The sequence below is a fragment of the Ruegeria sp. CL7 genome (assembly GCF_056536445.1).
This window is the reverse complement of the sequence record NZ_JBQFPQ010000010.1, coordinates 70624-90224: the sequence shown is the minus strand read 5'-3', so window position 1 is coordinate 90224 and position 19601 is coordinate 70624. Positions and strand designations below refer to the sequence as shown.

The 19601-nt window shown below is 57.0% G+C and carries 22 protein-coding genes; 14 read left to right on the top strand and 8 right to left on the bottom strand.

Annotated features, from left to right (window positions below; genetic code table 11):
* Positions 1-10: 10 nt before the first annotated feature.
* Entirely contained in the window at positions 11-1408 is a 1398-nt protein-coding gene (locus tag ACR0LI_RS18695) for an aspartate aminotransferase family protein (protein ID WP_480719006.1), read from the bottom strand.
* Positions 1409-1485: 77 nt separating this feature from the next.
* Complete coding sequence (locus ACR0LI_RS18690; RefSeq protein ID WP_171637831.1) at positions 1486-2169, bottom strand: GntR family transcriptional regulator; 684 nt, start codon at positions 2167-2169, stop codon at positions 1486-1488.
* A gap of 140 nt (positions 2170-2309) precedes the next feature.
* Here ACR0LI_RS18690 and ACR0LI_RS18685 point away from each other — a divergent pair, with 140 nt between their 5' ends.
* The 5 genes from ACR0LI_RS18685 to ACR0LI_RS18665 all read left to right on the top strand — a co-directional run bounded on the left by ACR0LI_RS18685 (position 2310) and on the right by ACR0LI_RS18665 (position 7601).
* A complete protein-coding gene (locus tag ACR0LI_RS18685; protein ID WP_171724889.1) occupies positions 2310-3395 on the top strand; it encodes a polyamine ABC transporter substrate-binding protein in 1086 nt (361 codons plus the stop codon).
* Positions 3396-3470: 75 nt separating this feature from the next.
* The gene (locus ACR0LI_RS18680; RefSeq protein ID WP_480492453.1) at positions 3471-4598 is read left to right on the top strand and encodes an ABC transporter ATP-binding protein; all 1128 of its coding nucleotides are present in this window, start codon (positions 3471-3473) and stop codon (positions 4596-4598) included.
* Positions 4598-5488, top strand: a complete 891-nt coding sequence (locus ACR0LI_RS18675; protein ID WP_171637827.1) for an ABC transporter permease subunit — start codon at positions 4598-4600, stop codon at positions 5486-5488. The genes ACR0LI_RS18680 and ACR0LI_RS18675 overlap by 1 nt, the downstream gene beginning before the upstream one ends.
* The gene (locus tag ACR0LI_RS18670) at positions 5485-6303 is read left to right on the top strand and encodes an ABC transporter permease (protein ID WP_152459300.1); all 819 of its coding nucleotides are present in this window, start codon (positions 5485-5487) and stop codon (positions 6301-6303) included. The genes ACR0LI_RS18675 and ACR0LI_RS18670 overlap by 4 nt, the downstream gene beginning before the upstream one ends.
* The gene (locus ACR0LI_RS18665) at positions 6300-7601 is read left to right on the top strand and encodes an NAD(P)/FAD-dependent oxidoreductase (RefSeq protein WP_480719005.1); all 1302 of its coding nucleotides are present in this window, start codon (positions 6300-6302) and stop codon (positions 7599-7601) included. Before ACR0LI_RS18670 ends, ACR0LI_RS18665 begins: the two co-directional genes overlap by 4 nt.
* A 9-nt stretch (positions 7602-7610) precedes the next feature.
* On the opposite strand, the gene ACR0LI_RS18660 is transcribed toward ACR0LI_RS18665, so the two are convergent.
* Genes ACR0LI_RS18660 through ACR0LI_RS18650 form a run of 3 tightly spaced genes read right to left on the bottom strand, consistent with a single transcriptional unit; the run spans position 7611 to position 10420 of the window.
* Positions 7611-8477 carry an aminoglycoside phosphotransferase family protein gene (locus ACR0LI_RS18660; protein WP_209835432.1) on the bottom strand — a complete coding sequence of 289 codons (867 nt, stop codon included), beginning with the start codon at positions 8475-8477 and terminating at the stop codon, positions 7611-7613.
* 53 nt (positions 8478-8530) lie between these two features.
* Entirely contained in the window at positions 8531-9193 is a 663-nt protein-coding gene (locus ACR0LI_RS18655) for a flagellar hook capping FlgD N-terminal domain-containing protein (RefSeq protein ID WP_480719004.1), read from the bottom strand.
* 3 nt (positions 9194-9196) lie between these two features.
* On the bottom strand, positions 9197-10420 hold the full coding sequence (locus ACR0LI_RS18650; protein ID WP_480719003.1) for a flagellar hook-length control protein FliK: 1224 nt from the start codon (positions 10418-10420) through the stop codon (positions 9197-9199).
* 110 nt (positions 10421-10530) lie between these two features.
* Between ACR0LI_RS18650 and ACR0LI_RS18645 the strand changes: the two genes are divergently transcribed.
* The 6 genes from ACR0LI_RS18645 to ACR0LI_RS18620 all read left to right on the top strand — a co-directional run bounded on the left by ACR0LI_RS18645 (position 10531) and on the right by ACR0LI_RS18620 (position 14219).
* On the top strand, positions 10531-10806 hold the full coding sequence (locus ACR0LI_RS18645) for a rod-binding protein (RefSeq protein WP_171637817.1): 276 nt from the start codon (positions 10531-10533) through the stop codon (positions 10804-10806).
* Positions 10796-11155: a flagellar biosynthesis protein FlgN gene (locus ACR0LI_RS18640; RefSeq protein ID WP_152459294.1), complete on the top strand. Its 360-nt coding sequence runs from the start codon at positions 10796-10798 to the stop codon at positions 11153-11155. Before ACR0LI_RS18645 ends, ACR0LI_RS18640 begins: the two co-directional genes overlap by 11 nt.
* Before the next feature lie 208 nt (positions 11156-11363).
* A complete protein-coding gene (locus ACR0LI_RS18635; protein WP_480486462.1) occupies positions 11364-12575 on the top strand; it encodes a flagellin N-terminal helical domain-containing protein in 1212 nt (403 codons plus the stop codon).
* Positions 12576-12652: 77 nt separating this feature from the next.
* A complete protein-coding gene (flaF, locus tag ACR0LI_RS18630; RefSeq protein ID WP_171637813.1) occupies positions 12653-13027 on the top strand; it encodes a flagellar biosynthesis regulator FlaF in 375 nt (124 codons plus the stop codon).
* The gene (gene flbT, locus ACR0LI_RS18625; RefSeq protein WP_171637811.1) at positions 13027-13428 is read left to right on the top strand and encodes a flagellar biosynthesis repressor FlbT; all 402 of its coding nucleotides are present in this window, start codon (positions 13027-13029) and stop codon (positions 13426-13428) included. Before flaF ends, flbT begins: the two co-directional genes overlap by 1 nt.
* Complete coding sequence (locus ACR0LI_RS18620) at positions 13425-14219, top strand: DUF1217 domain-containing protein (protein ID WP_480492448.1); 795 nt, start codon at positions 13425-13427, stop codon at positions 14217-14219. The genes flbT and ACR0LI_RS18620 overlap by 4 nt, the downstream gene beginning before the upstream one ends.
* A 101-nt stretch (positions 14220-14320) precedes the next feature.
* On the opposite strand, the gene ACR0LI_RS18615 is transcribed toward ACR0LI_RS18620, so the two are convergent.
* From ACR0LI_RS18615 to ACR0LI_RS18605, 3 genes are all read right to left on the bottom strand, one after another.
* Positions 14321-15895, bottom strand: coding sequence for a DUF427 domain-containing protein (locus ACR0LI_RS18615; RefSeq protein WP_480492447.1), 1575 nt, complete (start codon positions 15893-15895; stop codon positions 14321-14323).
* Between the two features lie 106 nt (positions 15896-16001).
* Positions 16002-16703 (bottom strand): winged helix-turn-helix domain-containing protein, encoded by a 702-nt coding sequence (locus tag ACR0LI_RS18610; protein WP_171637805.1) that lies wholly within the window; start codon positions 16701-16703, stop codon positions 16002-16004.
* Positions 16675-16962, bottom strand: a complete 288-nt coding sequence (locus tag ACR0LI_RS18605) for a hypothetical protein (protein WP_171637803.1) — start codon at positions 16960-16962, stop codon at positions 16675-16677. The genes ACR0LI_RS18610 and ACR0LI_RS18605 overlap by 29 nt, the downstream gene beginning before the upstream one ends.
* Positions 16963-17138: 176 nt before the next feature.
* Here ACR0LI_RS18605 and ACR0LI_RS18600 point away from each other — a divergent pair, with 176 nt between their 5' ends.
* The 3 genes from ACR0LI_RS18600 (at position 17139) to ACR0LI_RS18590 (ending at position 19533) form a co-directional block, all read left to right on the top strand.
* On the top strand, positions 17139-17597 hold the full coding sequence (locus ACR0LI_RS18600; RefSeq protein WP_480486472.1) for a hypothetical protein: 459 nt from the start codon (positions 17139-17141) through the stop codon (positions 17595-17597).
* A gap of 110 nt (positions 17598-17707) precedes the next feature.
* The gene (locus ACR0LI_RS18595; protein WP_171637799.1) at positions 17708-18325 is read left to right on the top strand and encodes a ribonuclease HII; all 618 of its coding nucleotides are present in this window, start codon (positions 17708-17710) and stop codon (positions 18323-18325) included.
* Positions 18326-18432: 107 nt separating this feature from the next.
* The gene (locus ACR0LI_RS18590) at positions 18433-19533 is read left to right on the top strand and encodes a site-specific DNA-methyltransferase (protein ID WP_170427508.1); all 1101 of its coding nucleotides are present in this window, start codon (positions 18433-18435) and stop codon (positions 19531-19533) included.
* Positions 19534-19601 lie beyond the last annotated feature (68 nt).

The following is a 19601-nucleotide window of genomic DNA, read 5'->3' as shown; positions in this document are numbered from 1 at the left end:
TTTTCTGATCTCAGGATGCGGCTTTCATCAGTCCCTGAGCGATGATTTCCGCCTGTGCTTGGTCCAGAGATTTGTAAATCCGCACGAACATCTCGTCGATATCTGCCGGGGTCAGGATCAGCGGCGGCGAGATGATCATGCGGTCGCCCACATGACGCATGATCAGATTGTTGGCAAAGCAACGGTCACGGCAGATATAGCCGACCGTTCCGGGCTCGGACGCGAATTTGGCGCGGCTGGCTTTGTCGGGTGTCAGAGCGATGGAGGCCATCATTCCGACGATCTTCGCCTCACCCACAAGCGGGTGATCGACCAGGGCCTCCCATTTCTGTTTCAGATAGGGGGCTGCAACGTCGCGCACATGCTCGACGATCTTCTCTTCTTCCAAAATGCGTAGGTTTTCAAGCGCCACGGCGGCGGCGACGGGGTGGCCGGAATAGGTGTACCCGTGGTTAAATTCCGTCCCGCCGATCACTTCGGCGATCTCATCATTCACGATGGACCCGCCGATCGGCGCATAGCCCGAGCTGAGCCCCTTGGCGATGGTCATGATATGCGGTTTGATGCCCACGGTTTGCGATCCGAACCAGTTGCCGGTTCGGCCGAACCCACAGATCACCTCGTCTGCAATCAACAGGATATCGTATTTGTCGCAGATGCGCTGAATTTCCGGCCAGTAGGTATCGGGCGCCACGATCACGCCGCCTGCACCCTGAACCGGCTCGGCGATAAAGGCCGCGACACGGTCCTCGCCCAGCTCCTGTATGGCCTCTTCCAGCTCGCGCGCGCGGGCCAGGCCGAATTCCTCGGGCGACATGTCGCCGCCTTCCGCCCACCAGTTCGGTTGGTTGATGTGGTGAATGTTCGGGATCGGAATGCCGCCCTGCGCATGCATACCTGCCATGCCGCCCAGCGAAGCCGACCCGACAGAAGACCCGTGATACGCGTTTTTCCTGCTGATGATGATATTTTTGTCCGGCTGCCCCTTCTCGGCCCAGTATGTGCGCACGAGGCGGATGTTGGTGTCGTTTGCCTCGGACCCGCCAGCTGCGAAAAAGACATGGTTCAGATCACCTGGTGCCAGTTCGGCGATTTTGGCCGCCAGTGCGATTGCGGGCACATGGGTCGTCTTGAAGAAGGTGTTGTAGTAGGGCAGTTCGCGCATCTGACGCGCCGCGACATCGGCCAGCTCATCGCGGCCATAACCGATATTGACGCACCAAAGTCCTGCCATTGCGTCCAGGATTTCCTCACCTTCGCTGTCGGTCAGGTAAACCCCGCTGGCGCGTGTAATCACGCGGGCCCCTTCCTGCCCCAGCGCACCATTGGCCGAGAAAGGATGGATGTGATGCGCCGCATCCAGCGCCTGCAATTCGGCGGTCGGCATATGGTTGGTTATGGTGGACATCGGAGAATCTCCTACAAGAACGCGGTTGCGGATCACAATATGATCAAATTCATCGCTGTCAATCGAATCAGGCTGAGTTAAGCGGAAGTCAGGGCGTCCGACATCAATTCCATGCCTTGTTCGATGTCCTGAGCCGTTGCCTTTGCCGCTTTTTCGGCGTCGCCTTCGCGCAAAGCGGAAATTATATCCTTGTGTCGATCCGGCAGGCTTTGAGTCCCGAATCGACCACACACGACACGCAGCGAAGGGCCGAACCGCAACCAAAGCCTTTCGGCGAGATCACTGAGAATCGGTGCGTTTGCATGAGAGTACAGCGTTTCGTGGAACGCCTGGTTCAGACGCAGATATCCGCCCACATCCCCGTCGGCGATCATACGGTCCAAATGCGTATCAAGCCGCTCAAGATGATCGATATCCTCGGCCTGCAAATTCGACGTCGCGCGCCTTGAAAGCTCTGATTCTATTGAGGTTCTTGCAAAGATCATTTCCTGGATATCGCCCGGGGACAGCAGCGGCACACTTACACGCCGATTGCCCTGGAACACCAATGCCCCGTCCGAGATCAACCGGCGGATGGCTTCGCGCACCGGTGTCATGCCAACACCCAGCGAATCAGTTAGGCCCTGGATCGTGACAGGCTGGCCCGGAACCAATTCGCCGAACAGGATCTGTGATCTGAGCGTTTGATAAACCTGCTCATGCGCGGGCTGTTTCCCTTTGTCGACTATCGACGCAGATGCCTTATTTTTGATCAAATCCAATCGGTTCTTCCCATTTCGACTAACCCTGACTTGTCAGGTGACAGACCTCGTGAAACCATACGCTGGATCGAGGGAAAACGCAAAACTTGATCAAATCCAAAAAAACGGGAAAATAGCCGTACACTTGCAGGGAGAAGAATATGACAATCAAAACGCTGACCATGACAGCGGTCATCGCATTGGGGACTTCGGCGGCATTCGCCGAAGAGGTGCGTGTTTATAACTGGTCCGACTATATCGACGAAGAATTGCTAAGCAAATTCGAGGAAGAAACCGGTCTGACCCTGATTTACGATGTGTTCGACAGCAATGAGGTTTTGGAAACCAAGATGCTGGCCGGTGGTTCGGGATACGATGTGGTGGTGCCGTCGGGCACATTCCTGCAACGCCAGATTCAGGCGGGCGCGTTTCAGGAACTGGACATGGCCAAGTTGCCGAATGCGGAAAATTTGTGGGACGTGATTCAGAAGCGTACCGCAGGATATGATCCGAACAATGCCTACTCGATCAACTACATGTGGGGAACGACGGGCATCGGCGTGAACGTCGACAAGGTCAGGGAAGTCTTGGGTGACGACGTGGCCCTGAACAGCATGGATTTGGTTCTGAAGCCAGAAAATATGGAAAAGTTGGCCTCGTGTGGCGTTCACTTACTTGATGCGCCAGCCGAAATGATACCGATGACCTTGCAGTACATCGGTGAAGACCCCGACAGCCATGACCCGGAAGTGATCAAGAAGGTCGAAGACGTTCTGACAAGCGTTCGCCCCTACATCCAGAAGTTTCACAGTTCGGAATACATCAACGCGCTGGCCAATGGCGATATTTGCGTAGCCGTGGGTTGGTCCGGTGATATTTTGCAGGCGCGGGACCGCGCGGCCGAAGCCGACAACGGTGTGAACATCGAATACCACCCGTTCGCAGAAGGGTCGTTGATGTGGTTCGACCAGATGGCAATTCCTGCCGACGCGCCGAATCCGGAAGGTGCGCACAAGTTCCTGAATTTCATTCTGGATGCCAACAACATGGCTGCTGCGTCCAACTACGTATACTACGCCAACGGCAACAAGGCGTCTCAGGAGTTTCTTGAGGAAGACGTGATCGGCGATCCGGCAATTTATCCGGATGAAGCCACGATGCAGAACCTGTACATCACGACTCCGTACCCCGCGAAAACACAGCGGGTCGTGACCCGTCTTTGGACCAAGATCAAGTCAGGCACCTGATCCGGTCAAAAGCGCGGGGCGGTCTGGCGATCGCCCCGCCGCACTATTGTCCAAACTGACCATGCGGGGGCTGCTTTGAGTTCTGACGTTTTTGCGCCGTGGAATGACCCACAGGCGAAACCCTTGATCCAGTTCCAGAACGTGACCAAGCGCTTTGGCGAGTTCACGGCGATCGACAACCTGTCTCTGGATATTTTCGAACGTGAGTTTTTTGCCCTGCTAGGCCCTTCTGGGTGCGGCAAAACAACGATGATGCGGATGCTGGCCGGGTTCGAGACCCCGACCGAAGGCCATATCCTGCTGGGCGGGCAGGATATTGACCCCATCCCGCCGAACAAACGGGCCGTGAACATGATGTTCCAGTCCTATGCCCTGTTCCCGCATCTGAGTGTCTGGGAAAACATCGCTTTCGGTCTGCGCCGAGACAACATGCCCAAGCACGATCTGAAAGATCGGGTCGAAGAGATGCTGCGCCTGACCCGGCTGGAACAGTTCGCCCGTCGCAAACCGCATCAGATCTCGGGCGGTCAGAGGCAGCGCGTCGCGCTGGCGCGCTCGTTGGCCAAAGCGCCCAAGCTTCTGCTGCTGGATGAACCGCTGGGCGCGTTGGACAAGAAGCTGCGTCAGGATACCCAGTTCGAATTGATGGATATCCAGGAAAAGACCGGCACCACCTTTGTCATCGTCACTCATGATCAGGAAGAGGCGATGACAGTCGCCACCCGCGTCGCGGTGATGGATCAAGGCCAGTTAAAGCAAGTGGCCACCCCGGATCGCATCTATGAAAACCCTGAATCTGTTTATGTCGCTGACTTCATCGGAGATGTGAACATAATCGAAGGCCGCGCGACTCCATCCGGAGAGGACGCCTATCAGATCGATTGGGCCGAAGGTCAGGCCCCGTTCACGGCATCTTCGCCTGCCGGTTTCTCAGACGGCCAGCCCTGCCATCTGGCGATCCGCCCCGAGAAAGTGACAATCTCTGCCGAACGGCCCGTCGATGCGGTCAACGCCGTGCAGGGCAAGGTTCACGACATTGCCTATCTGGGCAATCTGTCCACCTATCACGTTGAATTGGCAAACGGCACAATCATCAAGGCGCAGACGGCCAACACCCGCCGCATCTCGCGCCGTTCTTTCACCTGGGAAGACCCGGTCTGGCTGTCCTGGACAGCCACGGCTGCGGTTCTGTTGGCCAACTGATGCGCCGCGCCGTTCTGATCGCCATTCCTTACGTCTGGCTGTTGGCACTGTTTCTGGTGCCGTTCTTCATCGTTCTGAAGATTTCGCTGTCGGATACCGCGCTTGCCATACCCCCTTATGCTCCGACTTTGGACCTGTCTGCCGGTTGGGCGGGGATAAAGGAGTTTTTCAGCCAGCTTGATCTGGAGAATTATGTCTGGCTGACCGAGGACGACCTGTATTGGAAAGCCTACCTGTCCAGCGTCAAGATCGCTTTGATTTCGACCTTCCTGACACTGCTGGTGGGCTATCCCATTGCCTACGGCATGGCCCGCGCGCCTCAGGAATGGCGACCGACACTGATGATGCTGGTCATCCTGCCCTTCTGGACTTCGTTCCTGATCCGGGTTTACGCTTGGATGGGCATTCTGTCGAACGAAGGGTACCTCAACCAGATCTTGCTGTGGACCGGTATCATCTCGACGCCGCTGACGATCCTGAACACGTCAACTGCCGTCTATATCGGCATTGTCTACACCTACCTGCCTTTCATGATCCTGCCGATCTATTCTGCGTTGGAACGGTTGGACGGATCATTGATCGAAGCGGCCGAGGATCTGGGGTGTTCCCGTTTGCAGGCCTTCTGGTTGGTGACCATCCCGCTATCCAAACCCGGTATCATTGCAGGGTGTTTCCTGGTGATGATCCCTGTGATCGGTGAATTCGTGATCCCATCCCTTCTGGGTGGTTCCGGTACGCTGATGATCGGCAAGGTTCTGTGGGAAGAGTTCTTTTCGAACCGTGACTGGCCGGTGGCAAGTGCGGTGGCCATCGTGCTGCTGCTGATCCTTGTCATTCCCATCGTGCTGTTCCAGCGCAACCAGCAGAAACAGGCGGAGGCCGAGGGATGAACAGATTGAGCTGGTTCAACACGGTTTCGCTGACGCTGGGTTTTGCGTTTCTGTACATCCCGATGATCATCCTGATCGTCTTCAGCTTCAACGAAAGCAAGCTGGTCACGGTCTGGGCCGGGTTTTCGACGAAATGGTACGGAGAGCTGCTGCGGAACGAAGCGTTCCTTGATGCCGCCTGGGTCACGATCCGGGTCGCGGTCTTTTCGTCGACGCTGGCGACAATTCTTGGAACGGCCGCCGCTTATGTACTGGTCCGCAGCGGGCGTTTCTTTGGCCGGACACTGTTTTCCGGCATGATCTATGCACCGCTGGTCATGCCCGAAGTGATCACCGGCCTGTCGCTGCTTTTGCTGTTTATTGGCATCGGCCTGGATCGGGGTATTCTGACCATCGTTCTGGCGCATACGACCTTTTCGATGTGTTTCGTTTCCGTTGTCGTATCCTCGCGCCTCATCACCTTTGACCGGTCGCTGGAAGAGGCTGCGCTGGACCTTGGGTGTTCGCCCGCGCAAGCCTTCCGTCTTGTTACCCTGCCGATCATCGCACCTGCGGTAATCTCGGGCTGGTTGCTGGCCTTCACCTTGTCACTTGATGATCTGGTGATTGCATCCTTCACTTCGGGGCCGTCGGCGACGACATTGCCGATCAAGATATTCTCGGCCGTGCGCCTTGGTGTCAGCCCGGAAATCAACGCGTTGTCGACGATCATGATCGCTGTGGTGACGGTCGGGGTAATCACGGCCTCGCTTGTGACCAAACGCGCGATGGTACGTCAGCAGCAGGACGAAATGGCCGCAGCGCGCACCGAATGAAGCGGATTTTTCCAGACTACGCCTTTGGCAGCGAACCTCGCGACGGCTGTTGGTGGGACGAAACTGTTGCCAGCCCGGATTGGCCGAACTTCCAGGGCGACATGCATGTGGATGTGGCCATTATTGGCGGTGGTTTTACAGGCGTTTCGGCTGCTCTGCATTTGGCTGAAGATGCTTCGGTTGCGGTTTTCGAAGCCGGCGCACCGGGGTGGGGTGCCTCGGGCCGAAATGGCGGGTTTTGCTGTCTTGGCGGCTCAAAACTTGGCCACGCATCCATGCAGCGCCGATTTGGCCGCGATGCTGCTTTGGACTATGCGGCAGCGGAACAGGAAGCGGTCCGACTGGTCGCTGATCTGTTGGCACAGCATCAGATCGATGCGGATACCCACTCCAGCGGGGAAACCCAGCTGGCGCATTCCAGGCGGGCGATGGACATGCTGCGCCGCAATGCCGACGAGGCGGGAACCCTGCACGAAGCCAGAGACCTGCCCGCGAAGGGCATGGGTGGCGCGTTTCATGGTGGATACACTTCGCCGGTTGGTTTCGGGTTGAATCCCCGCAAATACCTGTTCGGGATTGCCCGAGCCGCCGAAGCAATGGGCGCGCATCTGTTCCGGAATTCCCCAGTTCTGAGCGTTGAAAAAACGGCGTCCGGCTTTGTGTTGCAAACGCAGAGCGGGCCAGTCAAAGCGCAGGCGGTGTTGGTGTGTACCAACGGCTACTCCAGCGAGGATATCCCGGCCTGGATGTGCGGACGATACATGCCTGCCCAGTCGACCGTCATGGTAACGCGACCCCTTGGCCAAACCGAGCAGATGGCACAGGGATGGACATCGGATCAGATGTGCTATGATACGCGCAATCTGTTGCACTATTTCCGCCTGATGCCGGACGGGCGTTTTCTGTTTGGTATGAGGGGCGGCCTGCGGTCATCGGCCGAGGCTGAAGCAGCCATTCGGCGAAAGGTTCAGCAGGATTTCAAACATATGTTTCCTGCTTGGTCGACGGTCGAGGTCACTCATATCTGGTCCGGTTTGGTGTGCCTGTCGCGGGCCCTGACACCTTTTGTCGGCCCCGTTCCGGATCAACCGGGGATGTTCGCCGGTTTTGCATATCACGGCAACGGCGTCGCCATGGGCACGTATTGCGGTCGAGCATTGGCGCGGTTGGTTCTGGGGCAGGACTCCAGGCTGCCGGCCGTGATGACGCAAACACCGGGTCGGTTTCCTTTGGGTCGCTGGCGCCGTGTGCTCATGCCGCCAGCCTACGCCATGCTGGCACTGGCCGACCTGCGATGAGGCGGGGCGTTACAGAATTGCGGTTTCCAAGTTCAAACCTGTCGCGTAATCGGGCGCACCATTTTCAGCGCGCCAGAGGCAATACGTCGCCATGCGCCACGCATACCATGGCCTGAGCTGTTCATAGCGCGCGACGATTTCGGGCCTGCCGTAGGCCGAAAGAAACTGGTCTTCCTCTTTCTTCGACAGCGGTGAGCCTCGGTAAAGCTGCTGCATAGCAGGCGACAAAAACAGCGCAAGGTCTTCGCAGGGATCGCCCTGGGCCGGGCATTGCCAGTCGATCAAGGTCAGACCACCGGTCGCCACCAGGATATTGCCTGCCACGGGGTCGCCATGGATCAGGCACGTCTGTTGCGTGGGTGCGACCGAATTTGAAGGTTGCAAATCAGCGAGTTCGTCGCGCCCGTTTGACGTGCAGCCTTGCAGAATTCTTTTTCCATGAGCGCGCAAGTCTGCGCTGCCATTGCATCCGGCTGGCGCCTGGACGGCAATGGGCAGGGTATGAAGCTTGCGCAGCAAGGCGCCAACCTGGGCTGAATCCTGCCGCCAGGGGGCTCCGGGGGCGTGGTCGTAAAACACCCAACGGGCTTCTTTGTATTGCCCTGTGGCCCGCAACCTTGGCACGAAGCCCGTGGTGCCAAGCGCCTTCAGACATTGGGCCTCCAACTCTGCATCATTGCGAAACAAAGGATTGCGCAACGCTGTGCTGTAGAGTTTCAGGACTTTGTCACTGTCGCGGCCCTTGACCTTCCACACCCTGTTGGTGCGCCCGCCGTACAAGGTCTCGAACCGGGGATGCGCGTTGACCAATCCTTGCGCGTGGAGATGGTCAACCAGATCACGAGGGGGGGCAGGCAGGTCGGGCAGAGGTTCCATCACTTCTTATGGCGAGTCGATTTGCCAAGGTTTGGCCCGTCCCGCCCGACAGATCAAGCACCAGTTCGGACTGCGGTGACCTGAGTTGCGGGAACCACCTGACCGCCCTGCAAGGTCAGCAAAACAGCATCGTCGCCAACCTGTGCTTCGACGACGCGATTGTAGGCGGCGACAGGTTTTTCGGAGAGCAACTTGTCGCCCTTGTAGCTTTCCAGTGTTGCGGTGTAGTTGCCTGATGCCAATGGATTGCCTGAAGAATCCACTCCGGCCCAAACAAACTCCTCAGTTGTCGTGGGCACGGTGACATTATCGATCACCGTGCCGTCACTGTCGCGGATCACCAATTTCGTCGCGTACGCATCAGGGCCGGCCTGGGCAAACAATGTCACGGGCTGGCCGGCAAAGTGAAAGGCTGATGTCGAACGGACGTCCATGCCCACCCAGCTTGCAAGCTCGTTCAGTTTTGTGCCGCCCAATGCGTTGGCCAGGTTGGACAAGAGGTCATTGGTCTGGACTTGTTGCTCGACCATCGAGAACTGCGCCAACTGAGACGCATATTCGGTCGAATCCATCGGCTCCAGCGGATCCTGATTCTTTGCCTGCGCCGTTAGCATCAGCAAGAAAGTCTCAAAGTCGGACGTAATCGCGGATTTCTGAGATGCCCCGGCCTTTTGTTGATCCGCAAAGGGCTGCGCGGTGTTGACAGGCGTAATCATTGGTCAAAACCTCATGTCGATGCCTTGGCCCGAGGCCAGATACTGTGTTTGGGAAGTTGTGTGATCGATCCGTTCATGCGGCGCAGCTTCAGAATGTGAAGGGGATTGTGTGTCAGCGTCGTTTGCATCCTTTTGATGTGCGCTAGAACCCCAAGAGGTTCCCAGGTCAAAGCTCAGATCCCCATAACCCAGCTTCTGAAACTCTTCTGTCAGAACGGACAAATGACGCCGCATTAATTCGAGGGTTTCCGGGCGCTCGGTCGCAATGGTGATTTGCAGGCCGTCCTCCCGACCGTTCAGAACAATCGACACACGCCCAAGCTCTTCCGGATTCAGCGCTATTTCCGTTGCTCCTGATCCGATACGAGTCTGGACAGCTGCTGACAGCTGACCAGCAATCGACCGGGCGATTTCCGTTCGGGCAGCAGTGGACGGAACCGTAATTTGAGGCGCGGACTCACGCGAGGTCAGCGGCAAAGGTTCCTCTCTGGCGGCCGGCAGGGCCTCAGCTTCGATAATGGGTGCCACGGGTTCGGCTTCAACGGCAGTTGCCATCAGCTGAAGCTGCGCCACCGAGGGCGCCCGGTCAGGCGCTGACGGTTTGGGCGTCGGAATGTTCACTTCGGGCAACGGCTTCTTTTCAGGGTCCAGCGGAAAGGGGACGGCCCCCATTTGTTCGACCGTGCCTGTGGGCTTTGCAAGCTGATGAAACATCTGGCCGATTTCGGTCATGGCTGTCACTTGCACAGGTTGGGACGTCGGACCCAGCGCCTTCTGCGAGAGCGCCGGAACCGGGGAAGGCGTGTCGCTTTGTGTGGGCAAACCTTTTGGTACTGATACCGGTGGTTGTTTCAGTGTTTCCGAGGGTGCTTGATTTACCTCCGCCAACTGAACCGGCACCACCTTTACCTCGTCCAGGTCCGGGGTTTCCAGAAATGCAGAAGGGGGTTGCTGTTCGCCGATGTGTTCTGAAATCGGGGTGGGATGGGCCGTTTCAGATGCCTCGGCCGTTGTCTCCGGCACAGGTTCGGGCTCTGATTCGACAATTTTCAGCTCGGCATTGATGGCAGCGTTTTCGCCTTCAGGGCGGCCGGTGGCACCAACCTCTTGCCCGAGGATATCCTGAAAGCTCTCCGAGCCAGTGTTTTGGCCCGGAGCCTTACGAGATGTGACGGCTTTCTCGGTTGTGGTCGGCGTTGCGTTCGCCAGCGTTAGGGGGTTGGGCATTTTGCTCCGGCTCCGTGTGACTGGTCGGAACACTGCCTGTAGGAAGTTACGTTTATTTTAACCGCTTTCACCTTTGATCGAGAAAGTTCGAAGCAAATTCGGAGAATGCCATGAAGGTTTCCACCCTTCCTCACGTATCTCAATTACAGTCACCCCAGACCCGGCTGAAAAACGCCGCCATAGAGCTGGAGGCCGCGTTTCTGGCCGAAACGCTGAAATCTGCCGGGTTGGGAAAGACCCGTCAGTCCTTTGGCGGTGGCGCCGGTGAGGATCAGTTTTCTTCGATGCTTGTTCAACATCAGGCGCAGCAACTGGCCCGGTCCGGCGGCGTGGGCCTTTCCGAAATTCTGTTCAAGTCACTGATGGAGAAAACCGATGACTTCTAAGGCCGATAAAGCGTTGATCAAGTCTTTGGAAGAAGTCCTGGATTTGGAACGTGCAGCACTTGTGCAGGGGGATCTGGATCGTTTGTCCAGCATGGTGCCTGAAAAAGAAAAGCTGATCGGGGCAATCAATGATCTTCAGGTGCTGGAAAGTGAGGCACTGATTCGCGTTCAACAGAAAGCCGAGCGCAATCAGGCGCTGCTGAACAGCGCGGCTGAAGGCATCCGGGCGGTCGCCAGCCGAATGGCTGAATTGCGGCGCGTTCGGCAGGAATTCAGCACCTATGGTGCAGACGGACAGCGAAGTGAATTCGCGGTGCGCAGCACGGCAAAGCTGGAAAAGCGGGCATAGGCAGAAGTTTGATTCAAATCCGAAATTTCTGGGCCGGGCGCTTTAGCACTCCGTTAGGGGATCGAGTTCAAAAGTGGTGTTGCACCTGAGATCAACAGGTGGCGCGAACGGCCACGCGGCGCGTCGCACAGGTCAGAAAGACACCAATGCCCGCAAATAGTGCGGGGTGAACATGGGCAAAATGGCCCGAACGAAAAGGATGAAAGCTATGTCCAGCATTCTGACAAACAATGGCGCGATGGTTGCGCTGCAAACTCTCAAGTCGGTCAACAAAAACCTGGCGATGACCCAGAACGCGATCTCGACCGGCAAGGATGTCGCAACGGCCAAGGACAACTCGGCAGTATGGGCGATTTCCAAAGTGATGGAGTCGGACGTCAAAGGTTTCAACGCCATCAAGGACAGCCTCGCGCTTGGCGAATCGACCGTCGCCGTTGCCCGGAATGCCGCAGAAACCGTCACTGATCTGCTGACCCAGATGAAAGGCAAGATCGTCGCCGCGCAGGAAGACAACGTTGATCGAGGCAAAATCAATGATGATGTGACTGCTCTGAAAGATCAGATTGCGTCCGTTGTCAGCGCAGCGCAGTTCAATGGCCTGAACCTGGTTGACGGCTCTGCTGGTTCCGCTTCGGTTCTGGCGTCGTTGGATCGTGACAATACCGGGGCCGTGACCGCATCGTCGATCACCGTTGCAGGGCAGAACCTGTCAACCGGCGGTTATGTCACCAAGCAGGTTTTTGACGGTTCGACCGGCGCATCGGCAGGCAACGATCGCGTCGGCGCAACCATCGACAACGGCGCGACTGCTGCGACCGCGCTGGTCACCGACGAATCCAGCGGTGCATTTGCCGCCGGCGACAAGGTTGTCGTCGCGATCAACGATCAGGTCGTGTCCTATACCGTGTCTGCCGAAGACGCCGCCGCGACAACAACCGGTGATCTGGTTGCCGTTGGATTGAAATCGAAGATTGAAGAGCTTGGGATTACCGGTCTGACCGTCGACTATGACTCGGGTACAGCAGGAACCCTGTCCATCACCAACGGTACGGGCTCTGACATTTCATTCTCGGCTCAATTCGTGAACGCCGGCGCAGGTGGTCTTGCCGCGCTGGCCGGCATTGATGTATCGACCGGTGCGGGTGCGACCGCTGCCCTGGCCGCCGTTGAATCGCTGATCGATACTTCGATCGATGCATCAGCTGCTTTCGGTTCCTCCCAAGGCCGGATCGAAACTCAGAAAGAGTTCATCTCGAACCTGTCCGACTCGTTCAAGTCAGGTATCGGGTCTCTGGTCGACGCGGACATGGAAGAGACTTCGGCGCGGCTACAGGCGCTTCAGGTTCAGCAACAGTTGGCAACACAGTCGCTTTCGATCGCCAATCAGGCACCGCAGTCGATTCTGTCGCTGTTCCGCTAATTCGCGAAATCGGTTGGGGCGCGTTCTTCGCGCCCCATCAATGACTGCCTGATGACGGCCCTTTGGAAGGATTTCAAGTGACACCGCAAACCCTAGCCCATCAAACTTATGCGCAAACCACCGCGCCGACTCGGACGCCTCGAGACACAGAATACGAAGCGATTTCAAGGATCACACGGCGCCTGAAGGCAGCAACAGCACAAAAGGCAACGGATTTTTCGGGTTTTGTTCAGGCCGTGCACGAAAACCGGCGGCTATGGGGGGTGCTCGCAACCGGCGTTGCCGATTCCGAGAATGCCCTGCCCAACGACCTGAGAGCCAGGATCTTCTACCTTGCCGAATTCACCGAACAACACAGCAGCCGCGTTCTGGGAGACGGCGCAACCGTTGAGCCGTTGGTGGAAATCAACACGGCCGTACTGCGCGGGTTGCGCCAAATGAGGGCAACTTGATGAGCGGTCTGGTCCTAAAGCTTGCCCCGAAAGAAAGGGTTCTGATCAACGGGGTCGTAATTGAGAACGGCGATCGCCGCGGCCGGTTTTCGATTATGACGCCCCAGGCAAATGTACTTCGATTGCGGGACGCGATTCATCCGGATGAGGTGAATACGCCGGTGCGCCGCGTCTGTTATGCCGCGCAGCTTGTATTGTCAGGGGACATCGAACCTTGCCAAGCACGTCAGCAACTGTTGCGCCGCGTGGAAGAGCTGAGCCAGGTTTTTACGGATGCAGATAGCCGTCGGGTCTTGGCCGAAGCCACGGATGCCCTGGTTGCAGAGCATTATTACAAGTGCCTCAAATCGCTTCGCTCGCTTCTGCCGCGCGAAGAGCGGCTGATGGCTTACCAGCAATGACATTCCAACCCGTCATCCCAAGCGGCGGAATCGTGGGCTGGCGGTTCCTGCAACGTACCTATGAAAGTCAGTTCCAGAGTTTTTCGTCGTCAGCTGCAAATGAAAGAGAGACAAAGTATTTTCTGGACAACATCGGGAAAATCCAATCCGCTGAAGAGCTGGTTTCGGATCGCAGGTTGTTGCAGGTCGCTTTGGGTGCGTTCGGTTTGGAAGGAGATTTGGACAACCGGTTTTTCATACGCAAAATCCTCGAGGATGGGACACAGGCGGATGACGCGTTGTCCAATCGTTTGGCCGACAAGCGATACCGGGCATTTTCTGACGCCTTTGGGTTTGGTCCCGGAGCTGTCCGAAAAACCGCGCGGACGTCCGACATGGAGCAAATCGCCCAGGCCAATTTGACCGCCAGGTTTGAAATCGCCGTTGGCGAGTCGGATGAAACGATGCGAATTTCGCTCTATGCACAACGAGAGCTTTCGGATCTTGCCAACAGGACCTCAAGCGCAGACACAAAGTGGTTTGATCTTATGGGGTTGCCCCCTTTGCGCAGCATGATGGAAACGGCACTTGGACTGCCGTCATCCTTTGCGCAGCTGGACATTGACAAACAACTGGTCGAGTTCAAGGCCAGGTTGCTCAAACTGACCGGCTCGGATGACCTGGCACAGTTTTCGAACCCAAAGTCTGTTGAGAAACTGACCGACACCTATTTGGCCAGAAGTCAGATTGCGCAACTTCAGAACACGATCTCGCCGGCGCAGACCGCATTGATCTTGTTGGAAGCCGTTTGAGCAGAACGCCTCCGGATCGAAGTGATCGGTGAAGCATGATCGCAAGGGCGTCACGTTGATCAAGGCAATGCGGGTTTCTTCAGAACTGCAAACGACAGGCCTCAACCGTTCAGAATCTCATCGGCTGCGGTTCGTAAAGCGTATGATCTGACGGGACGGGACACATTGTGCAGATTGACGTCTCCCAGCGGTACAGCATTGGAACAGGCCGGTTCGATGTCTTCTGAAACGACAATGCGGTGCCCTTGCGACTTGCCGAACTCGCCCAAACGTGCGGCGATGTTTGCGGCCTGACCGATAACTGTGAAATCAAGCCGTTCGCGAGATCCCACATTGCCGTAGGTGACACGCCCATACGCGACGCCGATCGAACAGTCGCAATGCCTGTCCGTACCTACTTTTCGCAGCTCTCCCAAAGTTTCGACGATTTTGATCGCCGAGCGCTGGGCATTGGTGCGGGCCGTACTGGCATCCTCGTCCGTTGCCGGGAAGACGGCAAGCACAGCGTCGCCAATGAACTTCAGGACTTCTCCGTTGTTGTCATGAACAATGCCCGAGACCGTTTCAAAGAACTCGTTCAGCAGATTGATATACTCGCCCCGGCCCAGCTTCTCTTCCAGGCTCGTTGAATTACGGAGGTCGCAGAACATGATGGCGGCGTCGATCTCATCCCCGTCACCCCGCCTGATTTCGCCGCCCAATACGCGCGCGCCGGTGCGTTTGCCGACATAGGTTTCCAGCAGGACCTGCGCGTTTTCGCGCTGCATGAACACTTCGTAGAAACGGGCGATTACCGAGGAACATTCAAAGACAAGGCCCAGATTTTCGGTGGTAAACCCGTCCGGGTGATCGCAGGTCAGCGTCAGAACATTGGTGCGCCCGTCGGAAAACGGCAAGGGCATGGCCACGTAATCTGTTGCGCCCTTGGCCCGCAGGTCCTCCATGATCGGGAAGCTGTTATGCGGGTTTTCATCATTCAACCTTTGCCGCACGCCACCCAGGCCGTTCGAGACATGCCGCAAGGGGCTGTTGATGAAAGCTGGGTGATCATAGATTTCGTATGTCGGAGCCCGGGTCAGAATCTCTTCTTCATCTTTTTCCCAGATATAGTGCTTTCCCGCGATCAGGGGGTGAAGGGACCAGGCCAGAATGCTCAGCCTTTGTATTGCGATGCCATGCTCCAGCATCTTTTCGGCCAGCGCTTCGGTAAAGCTTTCGGGCGTTGCCGCGGTCGAAGCACCACGCATCAACCAATCAATCAGGGGCCCGCTGATGTTGCCGTCTTCAGGTTCGCGAAGGCGGTTGTCGCCCAGATCGATCTTCGTATAGGCGCCGGGCACAAAGCCGATACAGCCTTGAATGGCCGCGCTTTCGGGCAGGGCTTCCTCATAGGCCCAGACAGAATTGGCCAGGTTTTCGGACCCCAGATTGATGTCGTGATACGTGGCAGTGCCTTTGAACGGGCAGAATGTTTGCAGGTCTGTCTCTTCGCTCAAATCAACACAGACATCCGCGCGGGGAACATAGATCGTGGGCGGCAGGCGCGTTTCATACATCACCTTGGCATCTGTGCTTTCAGCCAAAAGCACATCATTGCGATAAATGGCAATTGTGCCATTCAGCGATTCAACCGATATTCCATACCCATTGATTTTTGGTGCGGCGTGGACGTTCATATGCGACCTCCCTTGCCTGGGTTTTTTCTAGAATGGGGCTTTGCATCCCACATTCCAAGAGGCGCAGAAGGGAAAAGTGCCAACGCATACGGTCATGCAGCAAGGTTCAGACCATTTGTATGACGTCTTTTTCGATGGACAGCATGTACCCTTTTTTGGCGATGTTTTTGACCAGAAGTTCACTGACCATCTGATTGCCAAGCGCATCCCGCAACCGTTTGATCCGCGTCGCGCCTGCGGCTTCGTCGCAATCGGCTTCATTACGGCCGGAAATCATCGCCTCGATCTGGGCGCCGGACAAAACCTCATCATCCAGTCGCGATTCAGCCAGAACCGACAAGGTTTCCATGGCGGCAGGCGTGAGTTTGAAATCCATGTTGTTGAGGTAGACGGTGTTTTCCTCGCGGCTGATCAGCAACGAAGTCACCTGAATGCCGGTGCGTTCGATCTGCGCCATGCGTCGGTTCAGCAGTACCAGCATAACCAGAAAGACCAATGCCGAGGCCATCATGGCACAGGCAAAAACCAGAAGCACATAGATCACCATCCGATAGCTGGACAGGGTGTCGGCGAAGGCGGTGCCGGACTGGGCCAGAATTTCAAGCAGGCGAATCTCGGTCTGTGAAGTCAGATCGGTCTCGATGAACAATCGCTCGACCCGCGCGTTGAATGCGTTCGCGTCCGGCAGGGTCCAGAACAGGAAAACGGCAGCGGTGATCAGAATGGCGATAATGGCTGCGACGCCCAGCACAACCAGACGGACCCCCGACCGGCGTGCGTCAGAAACGGAGATAGAATTGTCCGGCATTGCCTTTCCTCTGATCCAACCCTTCCGGCCCGAAAACGGACTGCACTTCAAGCAAGGTCCAGCCTGACGCGCTCAGGCGCTGGGCGATTTCTGCTTGGGCCTGGCCCTTGTCGCAGTTCGAGACCTGGATAACCCCATAATGCAAACGCAGCGGGTTGTCTTTCTTGGCCTTGTAATCCGCATAGCAATCCGCCGCAGACGCAGCAGAGCCAAGCGATATCAGGACCGCAAAGGTCAGAGAAGAGAGGATCTGTTTCATAGGCCGCATCCTGCGCACGAGTCGCCGCGATATTCAATAACCCAAGGGGTTTGCGGGTTCTGATATCCGATAACACCGGGCCGTTATTGCTTGTCTGGGCCGGTCGCCCCCAGTGTCAGGGCAATCAGGACGCGCTCCGTCACACGGTCGCCCAAACACTATGAAGGACACGCATCATGCACAGGAAATTCATCGCATTCATCGTTGCGACCGCGGTTGCAATAACCGGGGTGTCTGCGTCTCAGGCACGGGCTGCGGACGCAAAGGACATTCTTGGCGGGCTGGCCGCCATCGCGATCATCGGGGCCGGGGTTCACTATTACAACAAGGAAAAGAAAAAGGATCGGGCGACTCGCCACCAAACCTATACCCCGGCACCTTACACGCCGCAGCCGGTGCGCCCTCTGCCGCCGCGCGTGGCGCGTTATGATCTGCCCCAGCGCTGCCTGCGCACATTCAACGGGTATTCACAGGATCATCCGCTGCTTGGGCCGAAATGCCTCAAGAAGCACTACAAACATGCCAATAGCCTGCCGCAAGAGTGCAAAGTCGGTTTCTGGAATGGGCAAAAGGTCAAGCGGGCATACGAACCCGCGTGCCTGCGCCAGAAAGGATACCGTGTCGTTTACCAGTAACACCGGTTGAGCAGGAGCGGCGCCAAAGAAGCGCCGTGTGAGAGAGGGCGGTGTGGGCTGCCCTCTCTTTTTTTCTTGCGGCGCTGTGTGAAACACGGTTTTCCAAAGGCATGACAAAACCAGATTTCGAACTTGAACAGGCGCTGCTGGGCCGGGGCCATTGCCGCATCGCGGGCGTGGATGAGGTCGGGCGCGGCCCCTTGGCCGGCCCGGTCGTCGCGGCAGCGGTGATCCTGAACCCACAGGCCATCCCCGAAGGGTTGAATGATTCCAAGAAGCTGACGGCCAGACGTCGGGCCGCCCTGGATGCCGAGATCCGGCACAGCGCCGAGTTTGCCGTGGCCGAAGCCTCGGTCGCCGAGATTGACGAGATCAACATCCTCAGGGCATCGCATCTGGCGATGCTGCGCGCGGTTGAGGCACTGTCGCCGGCCCCCGATTTCCTGCTGATCGACGGGAATATGATTCCACGCGGCCTGAAAATCCCGTCGCAGGCCGTCGTGAAGGGGGATGCCCGATCGGTGTCGATTGCAGCCGCCTCGATCCTTGCGAAAAACTGGCGCGATCAGGTGATGGTGGATTTGGCGCAACAGCATCCGGGATATGGATGGGAAACCAACGCCGGCTATCCGTCAAAACAACACAAGGAAGCGCTGCAAAATCTTGGCGTGACCCCACACCATAGACGTTCGTTCAAGCCAGTGCACAATATCTTGTATCAAGAGTAAATCGTAAGTCGCTGATTCAAAAAAGAAATTGACGGCGAATCGTCTTTGACTCATCCTTGTCTCAACCAAATGAGCGCAAAAGCGCCGTGGATACTTGAGGCAGTGATATGACAACGACCACCAAAAAGGGCGCAAAAGCGCTCCCTTTAAACACGATTCTATCCGGTGACTGCATCGAAGTGATGAACAGTCTGCCCGAGGCGTCGGTTGACCTGATTTTCGCCGATCCTCCGTATAACTTACAGCTGAAAGGCCAGTTGCACCGCCCGGATAACTCTCAGGTGGATGCGGTTGATGATCACTGGGACCAGTTTTCTAGCTTTGGTGCCTATGACCAGTTCACGCGCGAATGGTTGAAGGCAGCACACCGTCTGCTGAAGCCCAACGGCGCGATCTGGGTGATCGGTTCTTACCACAATATTTTCCGTGTAGGCTCGGCTTTGCAGGACGCAGGATATTGGATCCTCAACGATGTGGTCTGGCGCAAGTCGAACCCGATGCCGAATTTCCGGGGCAAGCGCTTTACCAACGCGCATGAGACGATGATCTGGGCCAGCAAACGCGAAGGCGCGAAATACACCTTCAACTATGAGGCGCTAAAGGCTCTGAACGAAGGCGTGCAGATGCGCAGCGATTGGGTGCTGCCGATCTGCACCGGGCATGAGCGTCTGAAAGATGAAAACGGCGACAAGGCACACCCGACACAAAAGCCGGAATCGTTGCTGCACCGCGTGTTGATTGGCTCGACCAATCCGGGCGATGTGATTTTGGATCCGTTCTTTGGCACAGGTACAACCGGTGCAGTCGCCAAAATGCTGGGTCGCGAGTTCATCGGGATCGAGCGCGAGGAAAGCTACCGCAAGGTGGCCGAGAAGCGTATTGCCAAGGTCCGCAAGTTCGATCGTGAGGCTCTGGAAGTTAGTGCCAGCAAACGCGCCGAACCGCGCGTGCCCTTCGGGCAACTGGTCGAACGTGGCATGCTGCGCCCGGGCGAAGAGTTGTATTCCATGAACCAGCGCCACAAAGCCAAGGTCAGGGCCGATGGCACATTGGTCGGTGACAACGTCAAAGGCTCGATCCATCAGGTGGGCGCCCATCTGGAAAATGCGCCGTCCTGCAATGGCTGGACCTATTGGTGCTTCAAGCGTGACGGCAAAACGGTTCCGATCGACGTTCTGCGCCAGCAGATCCGGGCCGAGATGAACTGATACAAAGAACACCGCCGGTGCCTGTGGCCTGACACAAGGCACTACGCCTTGCCCCGCCGATCCTACGG